Raw genomic sequence first — 11885 nt, forward strand, 5'->3', positions numbered from 1 at the left:
AGGTAGGGTTTATAATAGATGTAAGTTTATATAAAGGGGGAAGCTTAATGATTGTATCTCATCTTCGGGAGTTAAAAACAATGAAAATGGATCATCCTGATGCCAAAGAAGTTTTAAAAAAAGTTTTGGTTTCACCAGCAGAGGGTTGGGAAGGTTATGTCATGCGAGTATTTGATTTGGGAGAAGGTGGACATTCACCTAAACATAGTCATCCTTGGCCACATATCAATTATATGATTCAAGGGAAAGGAATCCTACATATTGATGGAAAGGATTACGAGGTTGAAGAAGGTTCATTTGCCTTTGTTCCACCAAATAAGGTCCACCAATTTTCCAATCGAGGTTCAGAAACATTTACATTCATTTGTATTGTTCCTGAAGAAGGGGATAAATAAGATAAGTTTGTCTATTCCAACGCGCTCCGTTGTCCGTGTATTTCTTCTAAGGGAAGAAAGTTATACTTTCATTAACATTAAAAAATAGAAAAATATAGTTAAGGGGTAGTTATTGGGATAGCGCGTTCTTTACCATCTCATAACTCCCCTTTTTATTTGTAGACATTTATGAACTTATTTATAGATTTTATCAATCGTACCCCCGCCAAGGCAAACTTCTCCATCATAAAATACAACGGCTTGTCCAGGAGTAATCGCTTTTTGTGGATCATCAAAGATTACCTCACAGGTCTTATCTGTTTGAATACGTACACGTACTCCTTGGTCAGGTTGACGATAACGAAATTTAGCTGTACATTTAAACTCTTGTTCAGGTTTCTGTTTACTGATCCAGTTCACATCTGTCGCAAATAAACCTTTTGAGAATAGACTTGGATGGTTTTCACCCTGTACAACATAAAGGATGTTATGTTCTAAATCTTTCTCCGCGACAAACCATGGTTCACCTGTTCCTGAACCACCGATGCCTAAACCTTTCCTTTGGCCTAAGGTATAGTACATTAACCCATGGTGTCTTCCCTTTAATTCACCATCTAAAGATCTTATTTCTCCAGGTTGGGCAGGTAGATATCTTCCTAAAAATTCATTAAAATCTCTTTCACCAATAAAACAGATCCCCGTACTATCCTTTTTCTTAGCAGTTGCTAGCCCAGCTTCCTCTGCTATTTTCCTTACTTCCTGTTTGGTTAAGTGACCTAGAGGAAACATCGTTTTAGAAAGTTGATATTGATTTAATGCGTTAAGAAAATAGGTTTGGTCTTTCCTTTGGTCAGCAGCTCGTAATAATTTGTGCTCTCCATCAATATAATCCACACGTGCATAATGGCCAGTTGCAATATAGTCGGCCTCTAGCTCTAACGCCTTTTCTAAAAATTCCCCAAATTTGATCTCTCGATTACACATGACGTCAGGATTAGGAGTTCTCCCTTTTTTATATTCATCTAAAAAGTAAGCAAATACTTTTTCAGAGTATTCTTTTTCAAAATTTACTGTATAGTATGGGATTCCAATTTGGGTAGCGACCCTTGCTACATCCTCAAAATCTTCTTCAGCCGTACAATACCCTAATTCATCTGTACTGTCCCAATTTTTCATGAAAATTCCTATCACATCGTAGCCTTGCTGTTTTAATAATAATGCGGCTACAGAAGAGTCTACTCCACCAGACATACCCATAATTACTTTTATATCTTCTGGTCTTTTTTGCATATCAATCGCCTCTCTTAAAACTGAAAAACTATAACTGATAATGAATTATAGCAGATTTCAAATAGTAATACAAAAAATATGGTTAAGATGTTTGTTGTTCAAGAAGGAACCGTTGGGGCAATAAGCATTTCCCCGATGGTTGCAATGATCATTCCAATAATAAAATATAGATAGTAATGATGGAAAAAAACCATAAAGACAAAAGCAATTGCATAAAACAGAGCACTTGCAACAAGTCTAGAACTTAACGATTTAATAATCGTTCGATTTAAAAAGCTTGTAAAGGGTTGACCTGCAAAAATGACAATGCCATTGATCGTCCATAAGAAACTATATCTAGCCATACTAAATCCTTGTTCATCCAAGTATGGTGCAATCCCGGAACTCCACTGAGAAGTAGAGAACCAAACAAACAGAGAGCCTAAACCAATAAATAAATACATTTTATAATCAAATAATAACTCTTTTGGTGTTTGCATCACTTGTTGTGACTGTTGACTGTAGCAATAATACAAAGCCTGCATCCCCATAAGACCGATGTAATACATTATGTACATATAAGGTAGTAAGAGGCCACATTAAGGCATTGCCCATGGAATTAATAAAACTGGCAATGATAAAAAATAAGGCCTCTTTTGGATAGTTTTTTAGGATCGTCATGGTATGTAATCCTTTTCTCAAGAACTTCACCTTTTTCTATGTAGTGTGACAACAAATACAAGTATACTATGTTTAAGTCAAAAAGAAACGATAAAAAAGTTTTTTCCATGAAAAAAGACTCCTAAAAAGGAGCCTCTTTATTAATTAGTATGTTTATTTTGATTTGCCTTTTTTTCTTCTAGGTGATGAATGATTTCTACTCCTCTGTTCAAAATTCCCTTTTGGAATTCGCTTTCCTCTTTTATTTTGGGGCCTTGTTTCCGTTTTAACCTTTTTTACACGAAGAGGTGCTTCTTCTGTTAATTTAACTGGGGTTTGATTGGGCTCTTTTGTCAAAAGTTTTAATGCAGCGGATAAAAGGCTAACAGAATCGGTTTCGTTTAATAAATCCTCTGCCAAACCACGGTATTGGTGAATCTCTTCCTCTTCGATAACACGTAATAGCTTCTCCATGGTAATTCGTTGCTGTCCTTCTAATGCTTCAGCTAGAGTAGGGACGGATCGACGTTCTACTTTATGTTTCGTAATATGTTCGATAAATTTTAAATGTTCAATTTCTCTTGGTGTTACAAAGGTTGTTGCTAGACCTGCTTTTCCTGCTCTACCTGTTCTCCCAATGCGATGGACATAGCTTTCTGGGTCTTGAGGAATATCAAAATTATAGACATGAGTCACTCCACTAATATCTAGCCCTCTTGCCGCCACATCAGTGGCTACTAAGACTTCAATGGTTCCGTCTTTAAATTGACGTAAAACAGAATCTCTCTTTGCTTGTGTTAAATCACCGTGAATTCCTTCTGCAGAATAACCACGTTTATTTAATGCTTCCGAAAGCTCGTCTACACGTCGTTTTGTTCTGCCAAATACAATGGCTAATTCAGGAGATTCTATATCCAATAGCCGACAAAGGACATCAAATTTTTGTTTTTCGTGCACTTCAACGTATTCTTGCTTAATACTAGGAACAGTAATTTCCTTAGCTTTAATTTTGATGATTTCTGGATCTCTCATAAAACGTTGAGCAAGTGCTTGAATTGGCTTAGGCATTGTCGCTGAAAAGAGTAAAGTTTGTCTTGTTTCTGGTATTTCTTGAAGAATAGCTTCAATATCCTCAACAAAGCCCATGTTTAGCATTTCGTCTGCTTCATCTAATACGACCATAGAAACTTGTTGTAAACGAATGGTTTTTCGATTGATGTGGTCAATTAAACGCCCAGGAGTGCCAACGATAATTTGCGGGCGTTTCTTTAGAGCTTTGATTTGTCTATTGATATCTTGTCCACCATAGATCGGTAATGTACGAATTTTTTTAAATTGCCCAATCTTATTTAATTCCTCCGCTACCTGTACCGCCAATTCTCTTGTCGGTGTAACTACAATCCCTTGGATCTGTTCTACATCAATTGACACTTTTTCTACTAAGGGGATTCCAAATGCAGCCGTTTTTCCTGTCCCAGTTTGGGCTTGTCCAATGAGGTCCTTTCCTTCCAAAGCTAATGGAATTGTCTTCTCTTGAATAGGTGTTGGTTCTTCAAAACCCATGTTATTGATCGATTGTACTAGGTTGTTACTTAAGCCAAATTCACTAAATGTTGTCATTTTACATCAAACTCCTTTTGTAACTCTCATATCTATATCATGTACTATTTTTCCATCTCTTAAAAGAAAAAAAGCATTATCCGTCAAATGGCAGAAAATGCTTTCCACAATCTATTAGGCTTATATAAGGTACCACATTATAGTTAAAATAACAAGTTCTTTATTCATTATTCTTTTCTATTATCAATAAAAGTGTAAACTGACTACTAAATCATTTTACCATGAAGCAATTGTTCCATCTGTTCTTGGTTCAGTCCCTCCGACTAAAACACCATGTTTATTTCTCCAAATGATTTGTCCTCTGCCAAAGCCACCTGTTCCTAATGCCCATTTCATAGAATGCCCCCTTCTTGCCAAAGCCTCTACAAGATGGGTTGGCATTTGCTGTTCTACTTCTATAACCTTCCCTTCCATCCATTGCCATCTAGGTGCGTCTAGTGCTGCTTGTGGGTTAAGCTGAAAATCTATGGTATTCATGATCACTTGAACATGTCCTTGTGGCTGCATAAAGCCACCCATGACACCAAATGGACCAATTGGTTGACCATTTCTTGTTAAAAATCCGGGAATAATCGTATGGTATGTCTTTTTACCAGGTTCTAAGTAATTGTCATGAGCTGGGTCAAGGGAAAAATTATGGCCACGATTTTGTAAAGCAATTCCTGTTCCAGGTACCACTAAACCTGAGCCAAAGCCCATATAGTTACTTTGGATATAAGAAACCATATTGCCTTCTCCATCTGCCGTTGCCAAATAAACCGTTCCACCTTTAGGGGGCTGGCCAGCAATAGGCAGCAAAGCGTTGTTGCCAATTAATTTTCTTCTTTCTTCTGCATAGGCATCTGATAGTAAGTCTTCTACTTTTACTTTCATCTTTCTTGGGTCTGTAATATATTTCTGCCCATCAGCAAAGGCAAGTTTCATCGCTTCAATTTGTTTATGATAGGTATCTACTGTATCCTTCTCGGTAAACTCAAATCCTTTTAATATATTAAGGGCGATTAAAGCAACAAGCCCATGACCATTAGGCGGAATTTCCCAAACGTCATACCTGCGATAATTCACTTTGATTGGTGTAACCCATTCTGGCTTGAAGCTTTCAAGATCCTCTATTGTTAAATAACCACCGTATTGCTTAGAAAATTGATCAATCTTTTCAGCTATTTCCCCACGATAAAAAGAATTTGATTTAGTTTCGGCAATTGACATTAACGTTTTCGCATGGTTAGGTGAACGCCAAATTTCGCCAATTTGTGGAGCCTTTCCATCAGGAGCAAAGGTCTCAAACCATGATTGATATTGTTCTTCTTTCAAATTTTCTTTGTAGATTTGATATGCTCTGTTCCAATACTTTCCTAGTATCGGGGAAATAGGGTAACCTTTTTCAGCATATTCTATTGCTGGTCTAAGAACTTCAGTAAGGGGAAGTTTACCAAAGCGTTCAGAGAGAGCCGACCAGGCTGAGGGTGCTCCAGGTACGGTAACAGGTAACCAGCCATATTCAGGCATCGTTTCATATCCAGCCTTTTTTACTTTGTCTGCAGATATTTGTATTGGTGCTGGCCCGCTAGCATTAAGACCATGTAATTCCCCTTTTGTCCAAACAAGGGCAAAAGCGTCCCCTCCAATCCCATTGGAAGTAGGTTCAACCACGGTTAAACAAGCGGCTGTTGCAATAGCAGCATCTATTGCATTTCCTCCTTTTTTCAAGATCTCTAAACCAGCTTGTGCAGCGAGTGGTTGTGAGGTTGCGACCATTCCATTTTTCGCATAGACAGACATTCTTTGTGATGAATAAGGATGATAAAGTGGATCGTAGTTCATTTTAACTTTCACCTCTACTATTATTTTTATTTAGAATAGATTGAATTGAAAGATATTTTTTAAATTATAACATAGTAGAGTGATAAATTTACCAATGATTTTACATTTGTTTTTTAAGTTTTTTTGAATTCGTAAGATTAAAAGTAATAATAAAATGATTCCAATGAAAATAGCTAAGGTTGTAGAATATGGTCGAATCATTTCATCTATTTGCAGCCAATGTTCACCAAAACGATAACCTAAATAAATGAATACATAGGTCCATGGTAAAGAACCAACAAAGGTAAAGACTAAGAATTTGCCAAATCCCATTCGTCCCATACCAGCTGGAATAGAGATAAATGTGCGGATGACAGGAAGTAATCGACTAAATAAAACAGCCCATTCACCATATCGTTCAAACCAACGCTCTGCCTTATTCAAGTCATGCTCATTTAAAAAAATATATTTTCCGTACTTGAAAACAAAAGGTCGTCCACCCCAACGGCCGATCCCATAAGATAAAACAGATCCTAATAAACCACCTAGTACACCTGCAATTGTCGCATCAAGTAATGTAAGCTTTCCTTGATAAACAAGGAATCCACCCAATGGTAAGATAAGTTCACTTGGGATAGGAATAGCTGCACTCTCTAATGTCATCCCTATGGTAATACCCCAATAGCCTAATTGTCCGAGAAACTCAACGATTTTAAGAAAGATATCTAGCAAGATATTCTCCTCCCTCATTGCTGCATGATTTTCTATTCACTTAAATGACAGAGGAAAGTGAATAAAAGTTCACTCCTTTGCCAATAGCAATTATATGTTACACTACTACTTTCGATTCATTTGTTTTGCTATCCATTTATCAAAGGTTTTCGGGAATAAATGATATAATTTAACCCCGATGTTGGCCAAACTTGGAATCGTTTTTTCATGCTTTTTATCGATCATCATTTTTAAAACCTCTTTAGCAACTTTTTCAGGGGATAACATCAACCATTTTACTTGTTTTACATAGTGACCTGATGGATCAGCTCGATCAAAAAACGGAGTATCAATGGGTCCTGGGTTCAGCGTTGAGACATAAACACCAGTTCCATTCAACTCATGACGTAATCCATTTGAAAAGCCGATTACAGCGAACTTACTTGCCGAATAGCCACTTGCTTTAGCTGTTGCTAGTTTTCCAGCGACCGAAGCGATGTTGATGATATGGCCATTTTTTTGTTTTAACATGATCGGTAATACAGCTTTTGTGCACCTAACCATTCCCATATAATTGACATTCATCATCTCTTCAATATCTTCAATGGAGGCATCTACAAATCGATCAAAGATTCCAAAACCTGCATTATTGATCAGAATATCAATTTTACCGTATTTTTGTACAATTTGATTCATCACTTTGAAAACCTGTTCTGTTGAAGTGACATCAAGCTGAAATATCTCATGGGCACCTGATAATTTAGTTGAAACCTTTTGTAGTTTTTCTAACGAGCGAGCAGTTAAGATGGGAATGGCCCCTTTTTCAGCTAACTGCTTTGCAATTTCTGCCCCAATTCCACTTGATGCTCCAGTAATGACTACGATTTTGTCTTTGAACATTCTGTTCTTTCTTCCTTTCTTATGAAAAAGATATTTACTACTCCATATTATCCCACAAAAAAAGAATCATTTCCCTCAACCGGAAATGATTCTTATTAACAAAGTTAATTATGCAAAACGATAATAAATCATTATCATGGTGGCTAATACAAAAATAAAGTTAAAAACCACAAAGATGAGTTTATCTATTCTCCGTTTGTGATAATCGATTGGTGGTTTGTAATAACCTACCCCTTCAATAATAAAGATGATAAGAATAATATGAACAATAAAATGGCCTGCTACCTCCACTCCACCAAAAACACTTGTTGTTAATATAAATAATAAAGTGACAACTAAAGCAAGTAATCGATTGAGGATCCCTACAACTAATAGATATCCTACAACAAATTCAATATAGGCAGCTAACATCACAAACATTTCTGGACTAAAGCCAAACGTTGGTAATTGGTAGTGTTCTACAATTCCCGTGCTCATTCCTGGGAAAACCCATTTTTCTACAGCAACCCACGAAAGAGATAACCCTGTTCCTAAATAAAGAGCTGGTGTACCTGTATCTTTCCATTTGGTATTCATCGTAAAGAGAGCATATGCAATCGCCAAATAAAACCCGTAGTCTAACATGGAAAACCAGCCTAATTGAGCGACGGATAACCCAAATAAGATCAAAATCAAGAGGGAGGCTATTTTTGTTGCCAGATGATATGGGATGGCCAACATGATCATGGTTAAAATTCCAATCCATTTCATCGTACTGTTCAACTGGACATCTGGAGCTAATATACTCAGGTTTAAGATTTGAATCAAAAGTGCCAATGCTAGTCCGTATCGTAAAATAAAAGGAATCCATTTTTTAAAGGATTCAAGCCTTTTATCTAATTTTTTTGCAAAAGGAAACTTCATTAAATAAGGTGTAGCTTGGGATAAAATTGCCAATATGATAGCAGTTATCATTGCAGAAATCATAAAAGCAGGGGTAATGATTTCTTCTAGTGGCACTTTCACTGGATCGGAAACATTAAACCATTTGACATGTGCAAATGCTTTAACATTGATTCCTATAATTAAAAAAAATACAAAGCTGGCAATGATCTTTTTTTTCATGATCCTAATCCTTTCTCTTAGTAATAAGAATCTACCGTTCTTATTTTAACCACTTTCGCACTATTTGCAATGTGGAAACTGTAGGAAATAAGCATAAGCGCGGAATGGGACTTATTCTGGTAACATTCGCTGAGCCAGACCTGGAACAACTCATTGAGCCCGCTGACATTGGGTTATACCTTGTAAAAAGAGGTATCCTTCGCAATTATGGGGGTATTTCTGAAAAGTCAAGTGTTTTTCTTCGGTATTTTCGAAATATTAAGGACAAATTCCTGACTCGGTGATTTATTACCATTTAATTACTTGAACTGCATAGGTCATGTCATTTAATTTTAGTTGGACAATGGTCTATAGCAATTCCTTTTTTATATCATATATTGTTGTGAGCGAATAAAGAAAACGATGAAGGAGGGTTGTTAGATGAGCTCAAATGGAATCATTACTATTACCGTACAGGATATAACAACGAATGCTCCCATCAATGAATTTAAGTATGTTGTCAATAACAATAATGTGGGGGATCCCCAAACAGAACTTCCTGAACCCGATCGAAATCCCAGTTTATTTCCTTCCTTGAAACCTGCAGCAAGCTACTCTCCTGTAGCCGTTGCGGGAGAAGCGACCGTCAATATGCCGGCTGTGGTAACTTTACCGGAAGGAAAATATGTAGTTTCGGTTTTGGCTCCCGGTTATAAAATGGGGGGAATTGGGTCACGGTAGGAACCAATTCAAATATGACGGTTCAAGTGAGCCTGCAGCCCAATCCCCTGCCCCTTTCCAAAATAAGGGTTCATGTTTTTAAAGACGACCACACTGTTAATGGGGAAGACGACTTTCCCTTGGAAAACGGATTGGAAGGATTTCTGATTACGATTGAAGATGCAATAGGTGAAGTAACCGTTGATTATTTTGGCAATCCCCTTGGAACTGAATATGAGCGGGATGAAGCAGGCAATGTAATCTTTGATTTATCCGGGAATCCCATTCCTGTGCCAAATACGGGAGGGAATATATACACAGACGCCAATGGAGATGCTTTGATCGATAATCTTCCCCCTGGAAAATATGGAGTTCAAGCCATTCCTCCGGATGGAACGAAGTGGATTCAAACAACTACGATTGAAGGCACGCATATTATTGATGCGTGGATTGAGGAAGGCAACGATGGGTATAGCCCGCGGGAAGGTTTTCAAATGCCGCTCGTATGGATAGGATTCGTACACCCGATGGAATTTCCTGCGCCCTCTCCTTGGCAAACAGGAATCATTAAGGGCAAAGTAAGAACCATTATTGAGTTTACACCGCCATTCAGGCCGTTAACACTGGGGGATTCAGTGGATCGGCCTTGGATAGCGCTTAGCGATATAGGGGCAAACGATCAGCAAGTTTACACCGGCAGAGGAGATAGCAACGGTCATTTTATTATTGATAAAGTCCCTCCAGGTACTTATCAATTGGCTATTTGGGATGAACCGCTGGATCATATCATTTCCTTCCGTACCGTGCAGGTGGTCGCTGGAGAAACGGTTGATTTGGGAGATGTGGGAATTCCAAGATGGTATGGATATATAAAGGGAACCGTATTTCATGATGCTAACGAAAATGGCGTTTATGATCCAGGAGAAATGGGGATTCCCAATGTGGCGGTAGGCACTCGATTTAAAGATGGGAGCATCCAGTACAGTACTGTAACGGATATGTATGGACATTATATATTGAAAGAAGTTTTTGAACTGGAGCGATTTGCCGTGGCGGAAGTAGGATTTATACGCTTTGCCCGTACCGGAGCGACCGCAACTCCCGATGATGGAATTCCAGTACCTACTTCTACCGGTTGTGTAGATTCCCATGGCTATCATGTTCGGTGCTCGCAAACTTTTCTTGGCGTATTAACATTAGCCGAACTTACGTGGGCGGCAAAAACAAACCGGATCGATTGGGGAAAGAGACCTTACCATGCGGGAGAAAACGGGGGTATTTCGGGTATCGTTTATTATGCTACAATGCGTAATGAAACGAATCCCCGATTTGAAGTACCTGAAGATTATGAACCCGGTATTCCTGATGTAACTGTTAATCTTTATGCCACAACGGAGCAAAATGGCAAGGTCGTATTAGGGCCATTGATCAATACAACGTATTCAAATGCTTGGCAACATCCTACGGGTTGTACCGATGCAGACGGTCAGCCTGTGCCTTGTATCGAAGTTCCGAATATTTCAAACCAGATAAGACTGGGAGTCTTTGACGGAGGATATGCCTTTGAAACCTATTTTGAACCTTATTACGGCGCGCCGGATGCATTGGAAAAACCTTTACCCGAAGGTACGTATATTGTAGAAGTGGTAACCCCGGTTGGTTATAAAGCTTTGGATGAAAATGGTTCAGTGAATACGGAAGACGGAGATGCATTTAAACCCACCGATCCAGAATTACCTGGGGCTGCAATGCAACCGTCCGTTCCTGAACGAATTGATATGCGTGTGGTTCCGGCGCCTTACTATGAACCGCCCGAGACACCCGGACAAATAGATATATACAAAAAAGTGGTAAAAGTTGTTGAGGGCCGGAATGGTGCGGCGGACTTTTTCTTATTCACGGATGTTCCCGTTCCCGGACGGATTATCGGTTTCTTGCTGGATGATGTGAATCTGGAAACCGATCCTAATTTTATATACTATGGCGAAAAGCGAGGGATCCCCAATACACCCGTAGGGATTCGCGACTTTACCGGAAGATTAATCACTACGGTACATTCAGATATTAACGGCGTTTTTGAAATATTGCTGCCCTCGACTTACACTCGTAATGTTCCTATTCCATCGGGAGTCGTGCCGGGAATGTATCAAGTAATAGGCAATGACCCGGGAGACCCTGATAAACCAAATGAATTGTATAATCCTAACTACCAAACCCTGAATATGGTTTTTGATGTATGGCCTGGCAAAACCACTTATGCAGATACAGCCTTGTTTCCTATTACCGCATTTGTCGGAACTCCTGGATCGCAATTTTCACAACCGCCGGAATGCAATCCAGCCATCGATGTCCCTCAAATATTCAATGTAAATCCAATACAAGTCAATGTATCCGACCCTGATGATGCCAATCGAACCTTTCATATATCAGGAACAGGTTTTGAATCTATATCCGGAAAAGTCACTCTAAATGGTGTGGAAATTGACAGCGTAGACTGGAATCCATTTGAAATTGTAGCCCGTGTTCCTTTGAATTTCCCTCTTGCAGGACCTTCCCAGTTATTAGTGACCAATTCGCTGAATAAAACTAGTCCTACGGGAATTACTTTTCATGTCCGTGAACAGAATCAATATTGGCCGAATATCGTGACGGTGAAAGCGGATGGAACAGGCGATTATCCAACCATCCAGGATGCAATAGATCATGTCCCGGATGAAACGATCCTGATTGCAATGCCGGGAATCT

Annotated in this window: 10 protein-coding genes; 3 read left to right on the top strand and 7 right to left on the bottom strand. The window is 38.7% G+C overall.

Annotated features, from left to right (window positions below; genetic code table 11):
* Positions 1–47 precede the first annotated feature (47 nt).
* Entirely contained in the window at positions 48–395 is a 348-nt protein-coding gene (locus tag U473_RS05605) for a cupin domain-containing protein (RefSeq protein ID WP_068724212.1), read from the top strand.
* A gap of 174 nt (positions 396–569) precedes the next feature.
* Here U473_RS05605 and mnmA read toward each other — a convergent pair whose 3' ends face one another.
* The 7 genes from mnmA to U473_RS05645 form a co-directional block, all read right to left on the bottom strand.
* On the bottom strand, positions 570–1664 hold the full coding sequence (gene mnmA / locus U473_RS05610; RefSeq protein WP_068724214.1) for a tRNA 2-thiouridine(34) synthase MnmA: 1095 nt from the start codon (positions 1662–1664) through the stop codon (positions 570–572).
* A 98-nt stretch (positions 1665–1762) separates the two neighbouring features.
* Entirely contained in the window at positions 1763–2179 is a 417-nt protein-coding gene (locus U473_RS05615) for an MFS transporter (RefSeq protein ID WP_153012007.1), read from the bottom strand.
* Positions 2180–2477: 298 nt separating this feature from the next.
* Positions 2478–3923, bottom strand: coding sequence for a DEAD/DEAH box helicase (locus U473_RS05625; protein ID WP_068724222.1), 1446 nt, complete (start codon positions 3921–3923; stop codon positions 2478–2480).
* Positions 3924–4139: 216 nt separating this feature from the next.
* Positions 4140–5747 carry a gamma-glutamyltransferase gene (ggt, locus tag U473_RS05630; RefSeq protein WP_068724224.1) on the bottom strand — a complete coding sequence of 536 codons (1608 nt, stop codon included), beginning with the start codon at positions 5745–5747 and terminating at the stop codon, positions 4140–4142.
* Between the two features lie 30 nt (positions 5748–5777).
* Positions 5778–6458: a DedA family protein gene (locus U473_RS05635; protein WP_068724226.1), complete on the bottom strand. Its 681-nt coding sequence runs from the start codon at positions 6456–6458 to the stop codon at positions 5778–5780.
* Positions 6459–6563: 105 nt separating this feature from the next.
* Positions 6564–7337 (bottom strand): SDR family NAD(P)-dependent oxidoreductase, encoded by a 774-nt coding sequence (locus tag U473_RS05640; protein WP_068724228.1) that lies wholly within the window; start codon positions 7335–7337, stop codon positions 6564–6566.
* A gap of 108 nt (positions 7338–7445) precedes the next feature.
* Complete coding sequence (locus U473_RS05645) at positions 7446–8441, bottom strand: DoxX family membrane protein (protein WP_068724231.1); 996 nt, start codon at positions 8439–8441, stop codon at positions 7446–7448.
* Between the two features lie 420 nt (positions 8442–8861).
* Here U473_RS05645 and U473_RS14995 point away from each other — a divergent pair, with 420 nt between their 5' ends.
* A complete protein-coding gene (locus tag U473_RS14995) occupies positions 8862–9161 on the top strand; it encodes a hypothetical protein (RefSeq protein WP_201024152.1) in 300 nt (99 codons plus the stop codon).
* Between the two features lie 14 nt (positions 9162–9175).
* On the top strand, positions 9176–11885 hold a 2710-nt coding region (locus tag U473_RS05650; protein WP_321164149.1), incomplete at its 3' end, for an SdrD B-like domain-containing protein.

The organism is Tepidibacillus decaturensis (assembly GCF_001561915.1).
GTDB classification, from domain to species: Bacteria; Bacillota; Bacilli; order Tepidibacillales; family Tepidibacillaceae; genus Tepidibacillus_B; species Tepidibacillus_B infernus.